The sequence below is a fragment of the Marivirga salinae genome (assembly GCF_030503855.1).
GTDB lineage: Bacteria > Bacteroidota > Bacteroidia > Cytophagales > Cyclobacteriaceae > Marivirga > Marivirga salinarum.
This window is the reverse complement of the sequence record NZ_CP129971.1, coordinates 4,092,038-4,114,047: the sequence shown is the minus strand read 5'-3', so window position 1 is coordinate 4,114,047 and position 22,010 is coordinate 4,092,038. Positions and strand designations below refer to the sequence as shown.

At 34.1% G+C, this 22,010-nt stretch carries 24 protein-coding genes; 18 read left to right on the top strand and 6 right to left on the bottom strand.

The genetic code is table 11. From position 1 onward, the window contains the following. The first annotated feature begins 53 nt into the window (after positions 1 to 53). Both QYS49_RS17280 and QYS49_RS17275 read left to right on the top strand, forming a co-directional pair. Complete coding sequence (locus QYS49_RS17280) at positions 54 to 578, top strand: YfiR family protein (protein WP_308349131.1); 525 nt, start codon at positions 54 to 56, stop codon at positions 576 to 578. An 82-nt stretch (positions 579 to 660) separates the two neighbouring features. Continuing rightward, positions 661 to 1,449, top strand: a complete 789-nt coding sequence (locus QYS49_RS17275) for an ABC transporter substrate-binding protein (protein WP_308349129.1) — start codon at positions 661 to 663, stop codon at positions 1,447 to 1,449. On the opposite strand, the gene QYS49_RS17270 is transcribed toward QYS49_RS17275, so the two are convergent. Further along, the gene (locus QYS49_RS17270) at positions 1,420 to 2,670 is read right to left on the bottom strand and encodes a 3-phosphoshikimate 1-carboxyvinyltransferase (protein WP_308349126.1); all 1,251 of its coding nucleotides are present in this window, start codon (positions 2,668 to 2,670) and stop codon (positions 1,420 to 1,422) included. The two genes, QYS49_RS17275 and QYS49_RS17270, sit on opposite strands and share 30 nt — an antisense overlap. Before the next feature lie 81 nt (positions 2,671 to 2,751). On the opposite strand from QYS49_RS17270, the gene QYS49_RS17265 reads away from it, so the two are divergent. Further along, a complete protein-coding gene (locus QYS49_RS17265) occupies positions 2,752 to 2,985 on the top strand; it encodes a hypothetical protein (RefSeq protein ID WP_308349124.1) in 234 nt (77 codons plus the stop codon). Here the strand turns inward: QYS49_RS17265 and aroB are convergent. Continuing rightward, positions 2,980 to 3,996 (bottom strand): 3-dehydroquinate synthase, encoded by a 1,017-nt coding sequence (gene aroB / locus QYS49_RS17260; RefSeq protein WP_308349122.1) that lies wholly within the window; start codon positions 3,994 to 3,996, stop codon positions 2,980 to 2,982. The genes QYS49_RS17265 and aroB overlap by 6 nt on opposite strands. Next, the gene (locus tag QYS49_RS17255) at positions 3,993 to 5,096 is read right to left on the bottom strand and encodes a chorismate mutase (protein WP_308349120.1); all 1,104 of its coding nucleotides are present in this window, start codon (positions 5,094 to 5,096) and stop codon (positions 3,993 to 3,995) included. The genes aroB and QYS49_RS17255 overlap by 4 nt, the downstream gene beginning before the upstream one ends. A 446-nt stretch (positions 5,097 to 5,542) precedes the next feature. On the opposite strand from QYS49_RS17255, the gene QYS49_RS17250 reads away from it, so the two are divergent. From QYS49_RS17250 to QYS49_RS17220, 7 genes are all read left to right on the top strand, one after another. Beyond that, the gene (locus QYS49_RS17250) at positions 5,543 to 6,079 is read left to right on the top strand and encodes an SRPBCC family protein (RefSeq protein ID WP_308349118.1); all 537 of its coding nucleotides are present in this window, start codon (positions 5,543 to 5,545) and stop codon (positions 6,077 to 6,079) included. 137 nt (positions 6,080 to 6,216) lie between these two features. Then, positions 6,217 to 6,783, top strand: coding sequence for a class I SAM-dependent methyltransferase (locus QYS49_RS17245; RefSeq protein WP_308349116.1), 567 nt, complete (start codon positions 6,217 to 6,219; stop codon positions 6,781 to 6,783). A gap of 401 nt (positions 6,784 to 7,184) precedes the next feature. Next, a complete protein-coding gene (locus tag QYS49_RS17240) occupies positions 7,185 to 7,718 on the top strand; it encodes a DUF2975 domain-containing protein (protein WP_308349114.1) in 534 nt (177 codons plus the stop codon). Positions 7,719 to 7,721: 3 nt separating this feature from the next. Then, the gene (locus QYS49_RS17235; protein ID WP_308349113.1) at positions 7,722 to 7,928 is read left to right on the top strand and encodes a helix-turn-helix domain-containing protein; all 207 of its coding nucleotides are present in this window, start codon (positions 7,722 to 7,724) and stop codon (positions 7,926 to 7,928) included. A 56-nt stretch (positions 7,929 to 7,984) separates the two neighbouring features. Further along, the gene (locus QYS49_RS17230; RefSeq protein WP_308349111.1) at positions 7,985 to 8,545 is read left to right on the top strand and encodes a helix-turn-helix domain-containing protein; all 561 of its coding nucleotides are present in this window, start codon (positions 7,985 to 7,987) and stop codon (positions 8,543 to 8,545) included. An 83-nt stretch (positions 8,546 to 8,628) separates the two neighbouring features. After that, positions 8,629 to 9,345, top strand: coding sequence for a heavy-metal-associated domain-containing protein (locus QYS49_RS17225; RefSeq protein ID WP_308349109.1), 717 nt, complete (start codon positions 8,629 to 8,631; stop codon positions 9,343 to 9,345). 190 nt (positions 9,346 to 9,535) lie between these two features. Further along, positions 9,536 to 9,928, top strand: a complete 393-nt coding sequence (locus QYS49_RS17220; protein WP_308349108.1) for a VOC family protein — start codon at positions 9,536 to 9,538, stop codon at positions 9,926 to 9,928. Between the two features lie 102 nt (positions 9,929 to 10,030). Here QYS49_RS17220 and QYS49_RS17215 read toward each other — a convergent pair whose 3' ends face one another. Further along, entirely contained in the window at positions 10,031 to 10,573 is a 543-nt protein-coding gene (locus QYS49_RS17215; protein ID WP_308349107.1) for a prephenate dehydratase domain-containing protein, read from the bottom strand. After that, positions 10,563 to 11,636: a chorismate mutase gene (locus tag QYS49_RS17210; protein ID WP_308349105.1), complete on the bottom strand. Its 1,074-nt coding sequence runs from the start codon at positions 11,634 to 11,636 to the stop codon at positions 10,563 to 10,565. The genes QYS49_RS17215 and QYS49_RS17210 overlap by 11 nt, the downstream gene beginning before the upstream one ends. Before the next feature lie 89 nt (positions 11,637 to 11,725). Here QYS49_RS17210 and QYS49_RS17205 point away from each other — a divergent pair, with 89 nt between their 5' ends. From QYS49_RS17205 to QYS49_RS17175, 7 genes are all read left to right on the top strand, one after another. Continuing rightward, a complete protein-coding gene (locus QYS49_RS17205; protein WP_308349104.1) occupies positions 11,726 to 12,919 on the top strand; it encodes a proline dehydrogenase family protein in 1,194 nt (397 codons plus the stop codon). A gap of 282 nt (positions 12,920 to 13,201) precedes the next feature. Continuing rightward, on the top strand, positions 13,202 to 14,929 hold the full coding sequence (gene lysS, locus QYS49_RS17200) for a lysine--tRNA ligase (protein ID WP_308351594.1): 1,728 nt from the start codon (positions 13,202 to 13,204) through the stop codon (positions 14,927 to 14,929). Between the two features lie 264 nt (positions 14,930 to 15,193). Next, positions 15,194 to 15,574 (top strand): hypothetical protein, encoded by a 381-nt coding sequence (locus QYS49_RS17195; protein WP_308349102.1) that lies wholly within the window; start codon positions 15,194 to 15,196, stop codon positions 15,572 to 15,574. Positions 15,575 to 15,643: 69 nt separating this feature from the next. Next, the gene (locus tag QYS49_RS17190) at positions 15,644 to 16,078 is read left to right on the top strand and encodes a universal stress protein (RefSeq protein WP_308349099.1); all 435 of its coding nucleotides are present in this window, start codon (positions 15,644 to 15,646) and stop codon (positions 16,076 to 16,078) included. Between the two features lie 600 nt (positions 16,079 to 16,678). Next, on the top strand, positions 16,679 to 17,290 hold the full coding sequence (locus QYS49_RS17185) for an alpha-ketoglutarate-dependent dioxygenase AlkB family protein (RefSeq protein WP_308349098.1): 612 nt from the start codon (positions 16,679 to 16,681) through the stop codon (positions 17,288 to 17,290). A gap of 111 nt (positions 17,291 to 17,401) precedes the next feature. Beyond that, complete coding sequence (locus QYS49_RS17180) at positions 17,402 to 17,989, top strand: hypothetical protein (RefSeq protein ID WP_308349096.1); 588 nt, start codon at positions 17,402 to 17,404, stop codon at positions 17,987 to 17,989. A gap of 54 nt (positions 17,990 to 18,043) precedes the next feature. Then, positions 18,044 to 18,478 carry a PH domain-containing protein gene (locus QYS49_RS17175; RefSeq protein WP_308349094.1) on the top strand — a complete coding sequence of 145 codons (435 nt, stop codon included), beginning with the start codon at positions 18,044 to 18,046 and terminating at the stop codon, positions 18,476 to 18,478. 162 nt (positions 18,479 to 18,640) lie between these two features. Here QYS49_RS17175 and QYS49_RS17170 read toward each other — a convergent pair whose 3' ends face one another. Beyond that, positions 18,641 to 19,063 carry a secondary thiamine-phosphate synthase enzyme YjbQ gene (locus tag QYS49_RS17170; RefSeq protein WP_308349093.1) on the bottom strand — a complete coding sequence of 141 codons (423 nt, stop codon included), beginning with the start codon at positions 19,061 to 19,063 and terminating at the stop codon, positions 18,641 to 18,643. Between the two features lie 212 nt (positions 19,064 to 19,275). On the opposite strand from QYS49_RS17170, the gene leuS reads away from it, so the two are divergent. Continuing rightward, positions 19,276 to 22,008, top strand: a complete 2,733-nt coding sequence (gene leuS, locus QYS49_RS17165) for a leucine--tRNA ligase (RefSeq protein WP_308349092.1) — start codon at positions 19,276 to 19,278, stop codon at positions 22,006 to 22,008. Positions 22,009 to 22,010 lie beyond the last annotated feature (2 nt).

The following is a 22,010-nucleotide window of genomic DNA, read 5'->3' as shown; positions in this document are numbered from 1 at the left end:
TCTAAAGAATAGTAGTAATTTTGCATGATATTTGGAATCGAAACTTTTGAATTATGAAATATACTTTTAAAATATTCATTATCGCTTTCTTTGTGCTAATTGGTTTTAATTCTTTTAATGCTAATGCCCAAAGACCAATGCATGAAATCCATTCGATGCTAATATTTAATTTCATAAAATATATCGAATGGCCTGCCGAAACTAAATCTGGAGATTTTGTAATCGCAGTATATGGTGATGACGATGTGTATGAGCAATTGTCAAATTTGTATGGTCAAAGACAAGTAAAAGGACAAAATGCTGAAATTATTAATGTATCAGATGTTTCGTCAATAAAAAATGCACACATCATTTATTTAGCTTCAAATAAAAGTAGAGATTTTGATGCTATAATTGAAAAGTATGATACTAAACCAACTTTAATCATCACTGATAAATCAGGTTTAGGTAAGAAAGGTGCTTCTATTAACTTTAGAGAGGTTGGAGGTAAATTAAAATTTGAGATTAATCAAGCTACTTTTGACAATAGTAATCTGAAAGTATCAAGTCAATTGGTAAATATGGGTATTACTATTTAAATCAATATAAACAAATGTTACAAAGCTTCGTCCAGAAAGATGAAGCTTTTTTTATGACCAAAATTTTATTCATTTTTAAATTATGCCTGAATTAAAAGACCAAATCAGTAATCTGATAGAATTTGATTCTTACCCTAAAAGAATAATAAGTTTAGTTCCTTCCATTACGGAGTATTTATATGATTTAGGTTTGGAAAAGGAGGTTGTAGGCATTACTAAATTTTGTGTTCACCCATCTAATTGGAGAGAAGAGAAAGAAATTATTGGAGGAACTAAACAACAGCATTTAGATAAAATTAAAGATTTAAAGCCTGATTTGATCATTGCAAGTAAAGAGGAAAATGTAAAGCATTATGTAGAAAAGTTGTCAAAAATCTGTCCTGTATATGTATCTGATGTCAATGGTTTTGATACTGCTTTAGAAATGATGAATGATATTGGGGAGTTGACAGGAATGTCTGAAAAAACTAAGGAAATCAATCAAAATATACGACAGAAATTTGATTCAATAAAGAAACCTAATTCGAATATCAAAATAGCCTATTGCATTTGGAAAAGCCCTTGGATGTGGGCTGGGAATGATACTTTTATTTCCAAAATGCTAGCTTACTCTGGCTTTAAAAATATAATTACAGAAAATCGATACCCTGAAATTGGAATAAGTGAAATTGTTAAAGATAATCCTGATTATATATTCCTATCTTCTGAGCCTTTCCCATTTCAAGAAAAACATATTGAAGAACTAAAAGCAGAATTTCCTAAAGCCAACTTTATTATAGTTGATGGCGAAATGTTCAGCTGGTATGGTAGCAGAATGTTAAAAGCTCCTGAGTATTTCAACTCATTGCTCGATCAACTCAAAACCGAATGATTCTAAATCCTTCCAAAAGCTTGGATAGGATTTATTCACTACCTCAATTTCTTTGATTTGGATTCCGGTTTTTAAGGCTAAAGGTGCAAATCCCATTGCCATTCTATGGTCTTCATAAGTTTCAATTTCAATTCCTTCTTTTGGTGTGAAATTTGAGCTGTCTAATTTCCAAATTCCTTTTTCAGGTTCTGTAAGTTTACAATTGAATTTAGATAATTCATTTTGCAAAGCCGAAATCCTGTCTGTTTCCTTAATTCTTAAGCTCTCCAAGCCTGTCATTTCCAAATCAATTTTTAGAGCTGCAGCACAAGGCAAAACGGTCTGAGCTAAATCAGGACATTTTTTAAAGTCTAACTGTAACAGACTATTTTCAGAGGGACTTATTTTCTCCAACAGTAGACCAGTCTTTTCAAATTTATAACTTACACCAAAATTTGCTGATATTTCTTTAATGACATTATCTCCTTGGAAACTCTTGGATTTTAATCCCTTCAAAAGCACCTTTTTGCCAATTTCCGATTGTGCAATAATAGAAAACCAATAGCTAGAGGCTGACCAATCTGATTCCACACTTTGTGTACTTTTCTGATAGCTTTGAGGCTTAATGATTATCTCGTCATCATTTTGAGCAAATTGGATTCCAGACAATTGCATTAAGCCTAAGGTCATATCGATATAGGGCTTACTAAAAACAGGTGGTTCAATATTGATTTCTAGTCCTTGAGGTAGGGAAGGTGCGATCATTAATAAAGCTGAGATATATTGGCTACTGATATTACCTGGAATGGATATCTCGGAGCTGATTTGTTTTTGAAAAGGCTTTATTCTTAGGGGTGGATATCCTTCTTCATTTTCATAACTGATTTCAGCCCCAATTGATTTTAAAGCATTCACAAGAATTCCTATTGGACGCTTTTGCATGCGATCAGTCCCCGTCAAAACAACTTCTTTTTTGGTAGCTACTCCAAAATAAGCTGTGAGAAAACGCATAGCAGTACCAGCATCTAAGACATCAAATTTATCCAGCTCTTTTTCATTTTTTAATAGCCTGATTAAAGTTTGGGTATCTCTTGCACTTGATAAGTTGTCAATAGCAATTTTCCCATCAGAAAGAGCATTCATAATCAATAAGCGATTTGATTCACTTTTTGAGCTAGGTAGTTTGATAGAACAAATTTCTTGGTTGGTAGAAATTTTATATTGATTTATAAAATAATTCAAAATATTTTTTATTAGGTTAAACTGTTTTTATAAGTTAAGCGTTGAAGTTCTAATAAGTTATCACCTTAAATTATAAATAAAATGAGTACCACAAGTAAATCAATTTTTTCATTTTTAGCTGGAGCTGCCACAGTTGTAGCAGCGGGAGCTTTTTTGAGCAGTAAAAATGGTAAAAAAGTTACAAGAACTGTAGCCGATCGATTGCAAAATATTAAAAGACATACTGAAGATGGTTTAGATTCAGATTGGATAAACGAATTAAGTGATTCGGCCATTCATAGTGCTAAAAATTTCCGTAATAAAATGAAATTATAATATTACGTTTAAAGCCTCGTCTATGAGTTCCTCTTCAACAGGAATATCATAGACTGCTTGACCAATATTTTTAAGTAAGCTCATGTTGAGTTCACCATTTTGATTCTTTTTATCTTGTTTACAAAGCCTTTTTATCTCCACATAAGAGGCTTTTTCTATTTTTGAGCTATTATAAATTCTTCCTAATTCTTTTATTATAATCTGATACTCTTGATCACTTAGTAATCCTTTTGATCTACTAATAAAAGCTTCTGCAATCATTCCTAAACCAATTGCTTCCCCATGTAATAATTCATTTTCAGTATTTAATAAATGAGTTTCAATTGCATGTCCGATTGTATGTCCAAAATTCAAGATCTTTCGCAATCCTTTTTCTGTAGGATCGGCTTCCACTACTTTCTCTTTTATTTTGACTGATTGCTGAATCAATTCATTGCTAAACTTTCCATATCCATTTTCAAGACAATCCTGCCAGTGTTTTTGATCTGCAATCAAACCATGCTTTAACATTTCAGCATATCCTGATACCAACTGTTCTTGTGGCAAAGTTTGATGAAAAGTGGGATTGACCAATACAGCTTCGGCTTCACAAAATAGTCCGATATGGTTTTTATATCCATTAAAATCGATGCCTGTTTTGGCACCTACACTTGCATCAACTTGGGAGAGCAATGTTGTAGGAATATTAATAAATCGAATACCGCGTTTATAAGTTCCGGCACAAAACCCACCCATATCAGTAATCACTCCACCACCTAAATTTATCAAAAGCGCTTTTCGGTCTGCAGTGGCATTAGTTAATGCATTCCAAATCAAATTGCAGCTATCTAATGTTTTGTGTTTTTCACCAGAACTAATTTCTATAACTTGATGATACTCCAAATAATCTTTAATCAGCGGATAGCAATGTCCTTTGCTATTTTCATCCGCTAAAATGAATAACTGTGAGTGCTCAACAGAGGCTAATAGCTCTTTTATATAACTTAAATCCTTAAAATATACTTTGCTCATATAATGGTTAAAGGTTCAACATCCTTGTTGGCAATTTGCTTTTCCTGTCTTTTGATGGATTCGTCATGTATGGCTATTAGCAAATTTTTCATAAATTTTTCGCTCATATCTTTTTCTGTGCCCAATTTAACTCTGCTTTCCAATACATCTTTCCATCTTCCTCCTTGGTAAACTGATAATTCATGGGCTTTTTTATAAGCACCCACTTTGTCTATCAAATGGAAGCGATCAGAAAGTAAATCTATTAGTTTTTGATCAATATGATCGATTGAATCACGCATTTCTTTCAAATTTTCAGGAATTTGATTTTCAAAATCGATGCGTTCACGGAAAGAGATTTCTTTCAGTAAAGTCAATAGCTGCTCAGGATTTAACTGTTGACGAGCATCAGACCAAGCTTCAGCGGGATTTGGATGAGTTTCTATCATCAATCCATCCATTCCGAAATTAAGAGCTCGTTGTGCTACCGCTTGCACCATTTCTGATTTTCCAGCTATGTGGCTAGGGTCATTAATAATTTCAATTTCAGGTAATTCCAGTTTCAATTGCATTGCCAAATTCCAATTTGGCTTATTTCTGTAGATTTTATCATAAGGATCAGCAAAGCCTCTGTGGATGGCCGCTAATTTATTGATGCCTACATCATACATTCTTTCCAAAGCCCCAACCCATAAAGCTAAATCAGGATTAATTGGGTTTTTTACCATTACGGGAATATCCACTCCTCTCAATGAATCCGCAATTTCTTGCACTGAGAATGGATTTACTGTAGTTCTAGCTCCAATCCATAACACATCAATATCATGCTTTAAAGCAGCTTCCACATGGTTGGTGTTTGCCACTTCCACACAAACGGGAATTTGTAATCTACTTTTTACTTTTTGGAGCCAAGGCAAAGCTTCTTCTCCTAAACCTTCGAAATTTCCTGGGCGTGTACGTGGTTTCCAAACGCCTCCTCGGAACATGCCGATTTGAGGTTCGCGCTCAAAGCTGTTGCAAAGGTCATCAATTTGCTTTTCTGTTTCTACCGAGCAAGGCCCAGCGATGACTACATGTTTTCCGAGACCCAGTCCCCAATCTTTCATTTTCAATGTATTCATTTTTCTGTTTTTTTAAATTTTAGACAAAAAAAAGCCCGACTCTTGCGAACCGGGCTTGAAGTATGTTTTAGTTTAGTAATTACATAGCATAACAAGGACCGACTCGCCTGAGCGGGATAAAATAAAAGTAAAAATAAAATCGTCCTTGTGTGTGTATCATGTTCCAAATGTATAGTGCTGATTTTTTAAAACAAAATAAAATTCTAAAATATTTTAAAAAAATCGTAAAAATGAACTTATCTAACGTTCGTTAGCTTTTATTATTTGGTTTAAGCTTGTATAACAGAATATCGTATAAAAAAAGTGATTTCAAAGGTATTCTAGCACTATTTTGTATTTCTATATTCCTAAACATACCATTTCATAAGTATTTTTATTAGTCCGATATTTTCTAGCCGTTCAAATATTATTTTTATTTTAGATAACACTTTTTAAACTGTTGAACTATGAAGGTTTTGAAAATTATTGGATTAGCCATCCTGGGGATTATTGTTTTGGCATTGATTGTAGCTGCTGTGGCTGACAAAGAATATGAAGTTTCTAGAGAGACTACTATCAATGCATCGCATCAGGAAGTATTTGATTATGTCAAATATTTAAAGAATCAAGATCAATATAGCAAATGGGCAACCATGGATCCTGATATGAAAAATACTTATACAGGAGTTGATGGAACGGTTGGCTTTGTTGCTGCTTGGGAAAGTGAGAATGAAAATGTGGGGGTAGGAGAGCAGGAAATCTTATCAATTGATAAAGACCGAATTGATTATGCACTAAGATTTAAAGAACCATTCGAAGCCAATGATAAAGCTTATTTAAAACTCGAAGCAGTAGGAGACAATCAAACCAAAGTAACTTGGGGCTTTAATGGTTCAATGTCTTATCCTATGAATTTGATGTTGGTAGTGATGGATTTTGAGGAAATGTTGGGTGCTGATCTCGAGTATGGTCTACAGGAATTGAAGAAGATTATGGAATCATAATTTAATTTGTGAGTTTACTCTAAGCCTCCTTTTTGAAAGAGAAAGTATTTAGATAATCAGTAGATTGGTGTGTAAATTGAATACATGTACTTTTAGGTGCATGTGTTCAAATGTTGATTTTAATTTGAATAAAACCAATGACAGTTACCTATGACAAATACTATCAGACTCAAAATTTATTCGGAGAACCTTCCCCCGAATTGATTGCGTTTTTTGCTGAATTCCCAATGAATGGGAAAGTACTTGACTTAGGATGCGGACAAGGAAGAGATGCAATTGCTTTGGCACGACTTGGTTACCCTGTGACAGGAATTGACAACTCTAAAGTCGGTATCGACCAAATGAATGAAATCGGGCACAGTGAAAATTTGGATTTGGTCGGACATGTCAGAGATATTTACGCTTTTGACCGTTTTAGTGAGTTTGACTTTGTTCTATTGGACAGTATGTTTCATTTCACGAAGAAGGACAAAGAAAAAGAAATTGGACTGATTAAGAAAATTGTTTCGGATATGAGAAAGGGAAGTCTTTTGTTAGTTTGCATTCAGGACACGGGTGATAAAGTTCAAACTCTCAATAAAGCCATTGACATAGAAAGAAAACATAAACGATTATCAGATAAAGAGTTTAAATACATATTTGAAGACAGTGAAAGTGGACATAAATCTGAAACTGATTATCGAATGATAGTAATTGAGAAATAAAAATACACTATGCACGACATCAACTAAAGCAAATGCGAGTTGATCGTTTAAATATGAAGGTTTTATACTAAGGAGCTTCTGTCTGGCGGACAAAAATTTGGCTTTAAATCTCCGCACTTGCCTTATCCAGGGCTGTTCACTCCACTAATACAACCCAGCTAGATATACAAAAACTTAAATACCCAGTTGGAGCATATGCTCTAAATGGAAATCCTGATAAAGAGGGGCTTTTTCAATTGATAAAAGTAACGGAAGATTTTCCAGTTAAACTGATATCCTATCATTATAAATGATCAAAGTTTTGAATCATAAAGAAAGTATTTTTTGATAAAAGCATATTATTTATTGTTTATCAATAATTATTTATTAATATTTGTTCATGAATCTAAAATTATTGAACGATGAAATCTAAAACTAACTCTATTTTAAACGTATTGCGGGTGCTAACTTGGGTAATATTTTTAGGGCTCTGTATTAAAGCAGGATCCCTTTTATTCACTTTTATTTATAGTCTTTTCAAGCCAATTGTGTCGCATGACTTATATCTGGGCTTGAATTTATCTCAACTTTATAGCTATCACCTCGGGTATTATGTGGGCTTACTTTCATTGGTAGTTTCGATATGGGTACTTAAGGCTTATCTTTTTTATGATGTAATAAAAATATTTTCTAAGATAAACTTAAACAATCCTTTTAGTGCAGAAGTAGCTAAAAGGATAGCAAGTACAAGTTATACAGCTTTAAGTATAGGTATTCTATCTGTTATAACTAGTGGATATGTGAAATGGTTGATTAAAAAGCCTGTAGGAGTTGAAAGCTTTTCATACGGTAATGGTGCATCAGAATTCTTATTAATGGCAGCTATCCTATTTGTTATTTCTCAAGTATTTAACAGAGGAATTGAAATCCAATCTGAAAATGAATTAACCGTCTGAAATATGCCAATAATTGTTAATGTAGATGTAATGATGGCCAAACGTAAAATGTCGCTTAATGAACTTTCTGAAAAAGTGGACATAACCTTATCCAATCTTTCCATACTAAAAACAGGTAAAGCTAAAGCGGTTCGGTTCAGTACTCTGGAAGCTATTTGCAATGCTTTAGATTGTCAACCAGGTGATATACTGGAATTTAGAGAAGAGTGATGTATTTTGAAAAGCTTATGGTTCTGACCTTAAATATGAATTTAATGAATTGAAAAATGACGATATATATTAAAAACATGGTATGCAACCGCTGCAAAATGGTGGTGAAATCAACCCTAGAAAAATTAGGACTTCACCCTGTTCAAATAGAATTGGGAGAAATTGAACTACAGGAGGATGATATTTCTACAGTTAAAGAGCAACTCAAACTGGAACTCCAAGCATTAGGTTTTGATTTATTGGATAACAAAAAGACCAAAACCATTGAAAAGGTAAAAAACTTAATTACTGATTTGGTTCAGAATAAAAACAGTGTTCTTAAAGTTACGCTTTCAGAGTATTTGTCTGTGGAATTAAGTCAAGATTACAGTTCCTTGAGTAATTTATTTTCAGAGGTAGAGGGAATAACCATTGAGAAATATTATATTCTTCAAAAAATTGAGAAGGTAAAAGAGCTTTTGGTGTATGATGAACTTACTTTGAGTGAAATTGCCTTTCAACTTAACTATTCAAGTGTGGCTTATTTAAGCAATCAGTTTAAAAAAGTAACAGGGCTCACACCCAGCCACTTCAAAAATCTACGCACCATTAAACGCAAACCGCTAGAAGATTTGTAAATCTTACAAATTACTCCCAAAATAGCGTAACATTTCATACTTGATTTGTTGTCAATTTTGCTTTAGAAAATAAAACAAAAAACATGACACACACATATCAAATTACTGGAATGACATGCGGAAGCTGTGAAACCAAAGTGAAATCTGCTTTAAAGAATGTTAATAACGTATCAGCAGTTGAAGTCTCAAAAGATAATAATTCCGCTACCGTCACAATGGCAAAGCATATTGACTTGTCCGTTTTTCAGAATGCATTGGACAAGAAGTACCAAATTTCTGCTATCGACCATAATGAAGTAATTGAACAAAGCAAGTCCTGGTTTAATACTTATAAGCCTGTTTTGCTTATCTTTTTATACATTTTTTCGGTAACTGCCCTTTTGGAACTGATAGCTGAAAGTATAGACCTATCAAGATGGATGAGACATTTTATGGCGGGCTTCTTTCTGACTTTTTCGTTTTTCAAGATGTTAAACTTAAAAGGCTTTAAAGACAGTTATTTGATGTACGACATCATCGCTAGAAAATTCCCATTATGGGGTTATATCTATGCTTTTACGGAATTAATATTAGGAATTGCATTCTTGGTTAATTTCAGTCCAATTATTATAAATAGTGTGACTTTTGTGGTAATGTCGGTAAGTATAATAGGGGTTTTACAAACTGTGTTGAATAAGAAAACTATTAAGTGTGCTTGCTTAGGAGATGTATTCAATTTGCCAATGAGTACTGTAACCATCATAGAAGATGGACTTATGATTATAATGAGCCTTGGGATGCTGGCAATGGCATTGAACTAAAATAACACCTATCAAGGAGAAGAGATCAAATTACTTAAAAGGTATTTATTTTTATGAAAACAAAAGAGATTGAAATATTATCTCTTTTTGCTAACTTTAATTAAGGTAAGTAAGAATGTGCTATTATATGCTTAGAGTTTATAGTTTGATCATTTTTGAAATCTAAATTACACCTTAAATAAATTGAATCATGGCAACTCAATCAAAGAACCCTTTCACTTGGGTAGAAATTTATGTAGAAGATATGAGCAGGGCTCAGAAGTTCTACGAAGAAGTATTGCAAATCAAAATGATCCCAATGCAAACACCTGGAGGATTTGGAGATTTAGAAATGGTCAGTTTTCCTTGGGCGGAAGGTGGTGCCAATATCAGTGGAGCACTTTGTAAAACTAAGGAGATGAAACCAGGAACTGGCGGTACATTAGTATACTTCACTAGTGAAGACTGTGGAACAGAAGCATCCAGAGTAGAAAGTGCTGGAGGAAAAATACTGCAAAAAAAGGAACAAATTGGGGAACACGGATTTGTAAGTATCTGTATGGACACTGAAGGCAATACCATTGGTTTTCACTCGAATAAGTAGAATGAAACTACTGAACCTGAAACAAAATGAAGACCTCTATTATTTTTTAAATTAATGGAGGTCTTTTAGTTAAAGATAATTTCTCTCTAATAATTAATTAAATCAGCCCGCAAATAGGCCAAAACTAGTTTCATTTTTCCTCTTGTTCGGAATATTAGCTAAAATATCCAATCCATAAAACTTGGCAGTTTCGGAATGGCAAATTGCAGCTGAATTTTTCTCTTTTTCCTGAGCTACTTTCTGAGCGGCATGAGAAGTGCTAGAGCATTTGATTAATTCAGTTTTTGGTAATTTTTCAGAAATAAACCTTTTGCTTTCCCCAAAGGCTTTTTCGTGGGAAAAGAGTTTAGTTAAATCATTCAATTTAGTCTTAGGTGCAGCACAAATACATAATTTAACTTCATAATCCATTTCATCCAGCAATGTGAAATTCTTTTCAATTTCAGCCTCGTGATTCTCTACTATGCCAGCCAAGCTGTTGTATAATGCAATCCAGCCCAAATGACCTGCTCTAACGGCTTCAAAAACTCCAGCAAAACTTTCACAAAACTCAATTTCTTGTTGCCCTCCTAAATATTCAACGCATGCTAGGTGGTGGAAAGAGCCTTTTGGTCCAAGTGTATAAACTTTCTTTTTATTCTTCATTATTATAAATGTCAGTTTGAATTCTGATGGATTCGTCATGGATATCCTGATAAATGGATTTCACAAAATCAGCATCCAAATTCAGCTTTTTGCCCCATAAAGGACGGTTTTCTATTATTTTATTCCAACGTTCCAACTGAAATATAGCAACATTTTTATCTTTTTTATATTGCCCTACTTTTTTTACCAACTCCAATCTTCTCGATAAAACCTCCAATAATTCTTTATCAGTTTCATCTATTTGATCTCTTATGCCTTCCAATTCATTCTTAAAATCCTTATTTGGAAAGCTTTTCTCTCTTATTTTAATGTGGCTTAGCATTTCCTTCAAAGCATTAGGGGTCAGTTGCTGAGCAGCATCACTCCAAGCATCATCTGGGGAGCGATGGGATTCGATGATTAACCCATCATACTGCAAATCCATAGCTTTTTGAGCTATTTCAAATAGTAAATCTCTTTTACCGGCAATATGACTTGGGTCATTAATTAAAAGCAACTCCGGGTATCGAGATTTTAATTCAATTGGGATCTGCCAAAGCGGAATATTCCTGTAAATACTTTCCTGATAAGTAGAAAATCCTCTGTGGATTGCTCCGAGCTTTTCGATTCCCACCGCATCAAATCTTTCTAGCGCTCCCATCCAAAGTGCCAAATCCGGATTAATGGGATTTTTTACTAAAATGGGTTTATCTTTTACACCTCGAACAGCCTCAGCTATTTCTTGTACATTAAAAGGGTTGACAGTAGTACGAGCGCCAACCCATAAAATATCAATATCATTTTTTAAGGCTAATTCCACATGCTCAGCAGAGGCAACTTCAATTGCAAATTCAATTTGAGGATGGAGAGATTTAGCTTTTTTAATCCATGGGAAAGCAATTTTCCCCACGCCCTCAAAGCTATTTGGACGGGTTCTTGGCTTCCATACGCCTGCTCTGATGGTAGTAAACCCATTTTTAACCAACTGCTCAACGGTTTCAAGAAGTTGTTCTTCTGTTTCCGCACTGCAGGGGCCAGCTATCACCCAAGGTTTACCGCCTGAATACCAATTTTTAATCTTCATAAATAATTTATAAAAAGTTGCAAGTTAATCAATTTAACAAAAAGCAAGTGACTTCGTTTTCCTTATATTTGCGGACTTAAATTAATTTTATGGAAGTAACTACAAACCCGATTTTTGACGATGTATCCATTGCATTTACTAGTAAGTCAGATAAACAATTAAGAAAAGCGTATTGGCTTTTCACTCTGATGGGTAAAGGATGGTTAGTAGCAATTGGTAAATTTTTTGTGAAATTAGGCTTTGCATTGCATTTGCCAATAAGCAAAATCATTTACTGGACAGTATATGATCAATTTTGTGGAGGGGTATCTATTAAAGATAGTCAAGGAACAATTGATGAGTTAGCTTCTCATGGTATTGGCACCATACTGGATTATTCTGTGGAAGGTGCTAAAAACGAGAAGGGATTTGACAAAACAATGAATGAAGTCCTAAGGACTATAGATCGTGCAGCTGACGATGATAATTTACCATTCTGCGTATTTAAGCCTTCTGGTATAGCGCTTGGGAAAATTTTTACGAAAATTCAGGCAGGTAAAGAGCTTACTGAGAAAGAGAAAGCTATCCATGAAAGAAATAAAGAAAGGATAGAAAAAATATGTAAAGCAGCTTACGAGAAGAACGTTAGAATATTGATTGATGCCGAAGAAAGCTGGTTACAAGATCCCATTGATGAGATAGTTTATCAAATGATGGAAAAGTATAACAAAGAAACAGCCATTGTTTATAACACTTATCAAATGTATCGAGCAGATATGTATGAAAACCTTAAAAAAGCCCATAAGAGAGCAATAGAAAAGGAATATTACATAGGAGCCAAATTAGTAAGGGGCGCATATATGGAAAAAGAAACAGAAAGAGCTGAAGAAATGGGGTATCCAAATCCTATACAGATATCAAAAGAAAGAACAGATATTGACTATAATTCAGCTTTAGAATACTGTGTTGAAAATTTGGAAAAAATATTTGTCTTCAATGGAACGCATAACCAGTATAGCAATTATTTCTTAGCCTATATGATGGACAAACATAGTATTAAGCCTAATGATGAGAGAGTACATTTTGCTCAACTTTATGGTATGAGTGATAATATTTCATTTAACCTGGTAGATAAGGGTTATAACGTAGCTAAATATGTACCTTATGGGCCCGTAAAATCTGTAATGCCATATTTATTTAGAAGAGCTGAGGAAAATACTGCAGTAGCCGGACAAAGTAGTCGTGAGTTTTCATTGATTAAAGAAGAAATTCAGAGGAGAAAGGAAGAGAGGAAGAAGAGTTGATTTAGGTTGTCAAGTTTTCAAGTTAGCATGTTGACAAGTTGAAGGGTATAGGAAGATTGTACTTAGGTCAGTACCGAAGGTCAGACCGGAAATAGCCCTTAGTCAACAAAAATAAACAAAAGACAGTTGACAATAGGCAAAATATTTCAGCTACCATTAATCATCTTAAAAAGACATTTAGTAGATTATTAGTCAGAAACATCTAATTTAAATAGAGTTACTATATCTTTGCATTTTGTACCCAATACTTTGTACAGATATTACAAATTTTAGCAAAAAATGATGCATTTAAGCGAACAGGAAATAGAAAGAAGAAAAAGCAGGGAAGAACTAACGAAACTGGGGATTAATCCTTATCCAGCAGAGTCATTTGAAATTAATGCTTCCGCTAAGGACATTAAGAAAAATTATAACAGCGATAAGCTGAACTATAAAAATATCAGTATTGCTGGTCGTCTTATGAGCAAAAGGATCATGGGAAAAGCTTCTTTCGCGGAAATACAAGACAGCACCGGAAGAATTCAAATCTATATTAGTAGAGATGAAATTTGCCCGGATGAAGATAAAACACTTTATAATACTGTCTTTAAGAAATTATTGGATATCGGTGATATCATCGGAATTAAAGGATATGTATTTACCACTCAAGTAGGGGAGATTTCAATTCATGTGAAAGAACTTACGGTTCTAACAAAATCCCTTCGTCCTTTACCGATCACTAAAGAAACTACTGATGAGCAAGGAAATGTAAAAAGATATGATGCTTTTACAGATTCTGAACAAAGGTATCGTCAGCGTTATGTGGATATGATTGTGAATCCTAGTGTGCGCGAAACTTTTAGGAAGAGAACTCAATTAGTGAATTCTATGCGTACTTTCTTAGGCGATAAAGGCTATTTGGAAGTAGAAACGCCAATCTTACAGCCGCTTTATGGTGGTGCTGCAGCTCGTCCTTTTAAAACGCATCACAATACCTTGGATATGACCTTATATCTAAGGATTGCAAATGAATTGTATCTGAAAAGATTAATTGTGGGTGGTTATGATGGAGTTTTTGAATTCGCCAAAGATTTCAGAAATGAAGGTATGTCAAGATTCCATAATCCGGAATTTACGCAGGTGGAATTATATGTTGCCTACAAAGATTATCAGTGGATGATGAATTTGGTGGAAGAAATGGTAGAAAAAGTAGCCATGGATATTCACGGAACCACAGAAGTAAAAGTAGGGGAGAATATCATTAATTTCCAAAGACCTTGGAAACGTTATACCATGTATGAAGCCATCGAGCATTTTACCGGTATCGATATTTCAGAAATGAATGAGGAGGAGTTGAGAAAGACTGCTGAAAAACTGCACGTTCCTGTAGATGATTCTATGGGGAAAGGGAAATTGATTGATGAAATTTTTGGGGAGAAATGTGAAGCACAATTGATTCAGCCAACTTTCATCACAGATTACCCGATTGAAATGTCTCCATTAGCGAAAAAGCATCCAACCAAAGAAGGCTTGGTTGAAAGATTTGAGGCTATATGCAACGGAAAAGAAATCTGTAATGCATTCTCTGAGTTGAACGACCCGATTGATCAACGTCAACGATTTGAAGAGCAGTTGGAATTAGGTAAAAGAGGAGATGATGAAGCCATGGTATTGGATGAAGATTTCTTACGAGCTCTGGAATATGGAATGCCACCAACAGCAGGTTTAGGTATAGGAATTGATCGTTTAAGTATGATCATGACTAATAGCAATTCTATACAAGATGTCTTGTTCTTCCCACAAATGAAGCCAGAGAAGAAAGCAAAAGTAGCCACAGAAGCCGATTTTGTAGCAGCAGGAGTGCCTAAAGAATGGGCTCCGGTAGTAATGGAAGCAGGCATAAGAACGGTAGAAGAACTAAAAGACACAAAGCATACCAAATTGCACCATCAGATTTCAGGCTTGAAAAAGAAAATGAAGCTTGATATCCCAAGTGTAAGCCCAGATGATGTGAAGGAGTGGGTTAGCTAGCCCCCAAAGGGGGAAATAGTATATGCTGTGTTTGTACTTTAATTAGTACCGAATTCTTACTTCTGCAATGAATGTTGGATGTGGGGTGTTGGATGTAGGATGAGATCAGCACCGCAGGTCAGACCGTATTTAGCTAATAGCACAAACATAGACAATAGAAAAAAGCCAGTTTAAACTGGCTTTTTTTGTTTAAAATTTGATGTTATGACCTTATCAAAATATAATATTTTGCAACCATAAAATTGAAATAAGTGTCTTTTAGGTATGAAAAAATCAATAATTATACTCGCTCTTATTGCCTTACTTTTTAGCTGTACCGAAGCTGAGATTGATCCATCTGCTGTGAATATAAGGTTAGCTAATACTAGTAACTTTGATTATAAAAATATAGTCATAAACACAACTACTGGTAATGTTCGTTTTGGGGCTTTAGATTCTGGTGAGTACTCAGAATATAAAGTATTTGAGAAAGCATATCGTTATGCTTATGTTGAATTAGAGATTAATGGAAATACTTTGAAATTGCAGCCAATCGACTATGTTGGGGAAACTCCTTTGAAAAACGGAAAATATACATATGAAATTTATACTGATAGCCCAGATCAGGAATATGGATCACTTGGCATAACTCTAATAAAGGATTGAAAGCTAAATATTATCTTTTTATATTAGAAATCGTATGTTTCCAGTAGAGTGTTTAAAAGATATTGGAGTATGAAAAATATATTGGTTTCTTTAGATTTTAATGAGCAGGAAGATTTTTTAATGGATAAAGCTTATGAATTTGCTAAAGCTTTTGATGCTAAAATATGGCTGGTGCATATAGCAGCTCCCGATCCTGATTTTGTGGGCTATGATGTAGGACCGCAGTACATAAGAGATACCAGAGCAGATGATTTGCGAGCTGAACATAAATTATTGCAGGACTATGCTCAACAATTGGAAGCTAAGGGTGTTAGAGCAGAAGGCTTATTGGTGCAGGGGGCTACTGTAGAAATGCTGTTAGAGGAAGCGAAAAAACTCAATTCAGATCTTATCATAACTGGTCATCATGATCATAATTTTCTTTATAAAGCATTTATGGGAAGCACCTCTGAAGAGATTATAAAGGAATCTAAAATCCCCGTTTTGTTGGTACCATTGGATTAAATTAAGTATTGTTTTTAGAATTCATAGTTGACGAAAATGAAGAAATACCAATTCGATATTTCAGATCAAAAAAAATTCAGAACTGATTTAAGAAAATATATCAAGTATCGTAAGATGAATTTAAGGCCTGGTAAAGCTGATTTTTTTTTGGGGTGAGTTTAAGGGGAATAATGAATTTGAATTAATTCCTGGCTATGATTTTTTTCAAAGAGTACTAATTGTAAAATTTAAAGGAGTTATTAAAAATGAAAGACTACAAGTATCTACAAGTTTAAATTTAGCGGGAATTATTTACGCAATTATTTTTTCAGTTTTTATTATTGGAGTTGAAATAGCAACCAATTTTATTTTAATTCCAAGTTTGCTGCTGTTAACTTCTTTTGCTCTTGGTTATAGACAATTAAAAAAAGATCATAAGAAAACAATTTTATTTATTAAACATATAATAAATAATGGTTGGCAAAAATAGAAGAAGCCTTACAGGATATTTGTTTTAATTTGCATTTAATGAAAAACCATATTCTTAAATATTGTCACTTTTTTAGTCATGAAAATGATTAATAATATTTAATTTCAGTTTAATTACTTCAAGCTTCCTACATGAAATTATTTGACGAACCTTTCGACCCTAATAAAAATCTATTGCCCTATGATGGCATAGTACAATATTATGGACGAATATTTAACGAGGAACAGTCTTCTTACTTTTTCGACAATCTACATAATGAAATAGAATGGGAACATGATAAAGCCATTATTTTTGGCAAAGAAATTATTACCAAACGAAAAGTAGCATGGTATGGGGAAAAGCCATTTTCCTACACCTATTCAAAAGTCACGAAATATGCTAAGCCCTGGACGGAAGCTTTAGAACAAATAAAGCAAGAAGTAGAAATTCAATCAGGAGAAACCTATAATTCATGCTTATTGAATTTATATCATTCAGGCGAAGAGGGCATGGCCTGGCATAGTGATGGAGAGAAAGATTTGAGAAAAAATGGGGCGATTGCCTCAGTTAGTTTTGGAGCAGAAAGAAAATTTGCTTTTAAGCATAAAGACTCTAAAGAAAAAGTGGAAGTATGGCTTGAAAACGGAAGCTTATTAGTTATGAAGGATACAACTCAATCCCACTGGCTTCACAGATTACCTCCGACTAAAAAATCTTTTTTACCCAGAGTGAACCTCACTTTCCGAACGATTGTGAATCAATAATTATTCAAGGCTTACAACCACTTAAGTGTAAAAAGAGTCATTAGTTTGCTTTTAATTTTAGCACCAAATGATTCAAACTCTATTAACCGAACTTATTTTTTTAATTGAACCATGATTATTTTAAGAAGAACAATTTTAATTATTGCTGCGATATTCACTTTTCAATTTTTGATGTCATGCCTCAGATGCGGCCCTATTCCTACCTTGGAAATGGTTTATACAGACTTAAGTTTAGAACTATCTGCTAATATTGATGGTCAACATACGGTATATGACGACTCCGTTCGAAAAGAAGACTTTTTACTATTAATATTCCTTAATGATCAAGAAAGTCAGGTAGCTGATGTAAAAGGATATCCAAATTATGGATTTAGCACTGCTATGGCTTGGCAATGTCCAGATCCAAATTTTAATTATTCCGATAAAGTACAGAGTATAAAAGTTCTCATGATAAATCAAGAGGATACTAGTCAAACTATAGATATGACTAATGCTTTTGGAAGCAGATACGAATCAGAAACTAGTAGTATTAAAGACCAAATTGATATGCAATATGAAAACCAGGAATTATTCTCTTTATACTTATCACTTTTAGAATATGATGAAATATATAAAAAGGCAAGCTTTAGCGTAACGGCAAATTTGGAATCAGGAAAAACATTTACACAAGAAACTGAGGAAGTTATCTTTATGGATTAAACCAGATTTTTCTATATTGTATAGAATTTAATTGTTAAAGCTTAAAATAAAAAGATGAATAAGAAATATCCATCTAAAGTATCCTATGGATTGCTAATATTCATATTTGTGATATTTTTTGCACCATTTATATTTGATCTAATCGATAATGGATTTGAACAAAATATTTTAGTTAAAATGGTGTTTCCAATTATTCTGTATGGTTTTATTTTGTATTTGTTTTTTAGTACAGCTTATACCATTGATGATGGATTGTTGAAAATTAAATTTGGATTTTTCTCATTTAGGTCAATTGATATAAATGAGATCACTGAAATTTCTAAAACTGACAATATCTTATCCTCACCAGCCCCGTCATTTGACAGAATTGAAATCAAATATGGTAAATTTGGTAGTGTGATTATTTCACCGAGGAATAAAATTTCCTTTACAAAAGATTTAGTTCAATTAAATCCTAAAATCAAAAGTAATCTGATTGAAAATCAATAGTAATTAGGGCCTGCTTAAACAATTTGGGCTGTTACCTTAAAAAGTCTTGCACTTGTTGAAAAACTATTACTCAATACTCACTGCCAAAAAAGGTGTACAGTTCATTTTTATTGTATAATCTGTTTTTAAGCGAACCCTAATTAAATAGATGAATGCAAAAACTTAATCTCCCATTACTGTAATTGTAATCCTACGTCCACTAGCATGGTTTCTATGTTCACAGAGATACACTCCTTGCCAAGTTCCAGTTAGCAGTTTGCCTTTTTGGATAGGCACACTTACCGAACTACCTAAAAGGGAGGCTTTAATATGGGCGGGCATATCATCAGATCCTTCTTGGGTATGCTGATAATAATCCATGTTTTCAGGCACCATTTCATTAAAATGTCGCTCAAAATCTCCTCTTACGGTCGGGTCAGCATTTTCATTTAAGGTAAGTCCGGCAGAAGTATGATGAATAAAAATATGTGCAATGCCAGCTTCTATATCTTTCAATTTTGGCATATTTTTTTCGATTTCACTTTCTATCAAATGAAAACCGCGAGGGTAGGAATTTAGTTGGAAAGTTGTTTGTATCGTTTTCATGTATAATATTTTTAAATGTTATTTCTTTCTTTGGTACTATAATGAAATGATAAAGTTATCTCTTTTGAATTTTGATTTCTTCGAATAAAATTTGAATGTTTTAAAAGTTTTAAGGCATAAATTTATTAATGCGCTGTTCGACATTAAAAAAAGCCTTAATTTTGGACTTTCAATAAAATTAGAATCTTCAAAAGATTAACATATAAAGTATTATGTCAGAATATCAGTTCAGAGAAACCGAAAAGAAATGGCAATCCTACTGGGAGAAAAACCAGGTTTTTAAAGCAGAAGATGACTTTACCAAACCCAAATATTACACATTGGATATGTTTCCGTATCCTTCCGGAGCAGGATTGCATGTTGGTCATCCATTAGGTTATATTGCCTCAGACATAGTTGCGCGCTATAAAAAGCAACAAGGTTTTAATGTTCTGCATCCGATGGGCTTTGATTCATTCGGACTTCCTGCCGAACAATATGCAATTCAAACCGGACAACATCCGGCCATTACAACTGAGCAGAATATCAATCGATATATTGAGCAATTGAAAAATATTGGCTTTGCTTATGATTGGGAAAGAGAAGTTCGCACCAGTGATCCGTCATTCTACAAATGGACACAATGGATTTTTTCACTATTGTTTAATAGCTGGTACGATTTAGTAGATGATAGAGCTCGACACATTCTAGTTTTAGAAGAACATTTTGAAAAAACAGGAAATCAATTAGTAAAGGCTGCTTGTGATGAAGATATAGAGCCTTTTTCCGCAGAAGATTGGTTTAATTTTTCTGATGAAGAAAAACAGAAAATATTATTAAAATATCGTATTGCCTTTTTATCTGAAGCAGTAGTGAATTGGTGTCCGGCTTTAGGCACTGTTTTGTCCAATGATGAAGTGAAAGATGGTTATAGCGAAAGGGGAGGGCATCCAGTAGAGCGTAAGAAGATGATGCAGTGGAGCATGAGAATCTCGGCTTTTGCTGACCGTTTACTCAGAGGATTGGAGGATTTGGATTGGCCGGAGCCGATTAAAGAAATGCAGCGTAACTGGATTGGGAAATCGGTCGGGGCGCAAATGGCTTTTCAATTGGCTGATAGGGATGAGAAAATCGAAGTTTTCACTACTCGTATTGACACTATTTACGGAGTAACTTTTATGGTTCTTGCTCCCGAGCATGAATTAGTAGAGAAAATCACTACAGCCGAACAAAAGAAAGAAGTAGAAGAATATGTGAGCATTGCAAAAAATCGTTCGGAGCGTGAAAGAATGACGGAAGTGAAGCGTGTTTCTGGAGTTTTTACAGGAGCTTATGCTATTCATCCTTTCACAGAAGAAAAAATACCTGTTTGGATTGGTGATTATGTGTTGGCAGGTTATGGAACGGGTGCTGTTATGGCGGTTCCTTCCGATGATGATAGAGATAAAGCTTTTGCAGAACATTTTGATTTGCCAATAGTAGAAGTGGTTGAAAATGATACAATTATCAATTCTGATTACTTGACTGGGCTCAGCATTAAAGACGCACAATTAAAAGCCATTGACTTCTTGCAAGAAAAAGGAATTGGTCGTGCCAAAATTAATTTTAGAATGCGTGATGCTATTTTTAGTCGTCAGCGCTATTGGGGCGAGCCAGTTCCTGTATATTTCAAAAATGGAGTACCTTATTTATTGGAAGAAGATCAATTGCCTCTAGAATTGCCTGAAGTGGATAAATATTTACCTACTGAAGACGGAGAACCACCTCTGGCCAGAGCAAAAAATTGGAAAACTGAGGATGGTTTTGAGTTGGAAAAAAGTACCATGCCGGGCTGGGCAGGTTCTAGCTGGTATATGTTCCGCTATATGGATGCCCATAATAAAGATGCTTTTGTAGATGAGGAAAAGCAACAGTATTGGCAGAATGTTGACTTATACATAGGTGGATCTGAACATGCAACCGGACACCTATTATACTCTAGATTCTGGACGAAATTCCTTTATGATTTAGGATACTTAAGCGTAGACGAACCATTCCAAAAGATGATCAATCAAGGAATGATTCAGGGAAGAAGTAATTTTGTTTATAGAATTGAGGGCGAGAATAAATTTGTTTCCCATGGATTAAAAGATCAATACAAAACACAAAGACTTCATGTTGATGTTAATATTGTGCATAATGATTCATTAGCTTTAGAAGCCTTTAAGAGATGGAGACCCGAACATGCCGATGCAGAATTCATTTTAGAAGATGGGAAATACATTTGCGGAGCGGAAGTAGAGAAAATGTCCAAGTCTAAGTACAATGTAGTCAATCCAGACGATGTCATTGAAAAGTATGGAGCAGACACTTTGAGACTTTATGAAATGTTCTTGGGGCCCTTGGAGCAATTCAAACCTTGGAATACCAACGGAATTGATGGGACTGCAAAGTTCTTGAAAAAATTATGGAGGTTATTCCATGATGCAGATGGAAACTTTAAAGTGGAAGAAGGTGAGCCAGACAAAAAAGCTTTAAAAGCATTGCATCAGGCTATTCAAAAAGCAGAATATGATATTGAGCATTTTTCTTTCAATACTTCGGTTTCCACTTTCATGATTTGTGTGAATACATTGACTGATCTGAAATGTAACAATAAATCTGTTTTAAGTGACTTAGTGAGAATTATAGCACCTTACGCACCCCATATTTGTGAGGAATTATGGTCATTACTGGGCAATGAAGAGAGTATTTCAGAAGCTGGTTGGCCAATATTTAATCCTGATTTTGTAAAAGAAGATGAGCATACGTATCCTGTTTCAGTAAATGGAAAACACAGAGATAATATGACATTTGCTTTGGATACACCAAAAGAGGAAATAGAAAAGGCTGTCTTAGATAATCCAAAAGTACAGAAATGGATTGAGGATAAACCCATTAAAAAAATGATTATTGTTCCTAAGAAGATTGTTAATATAGTAGTATAAAG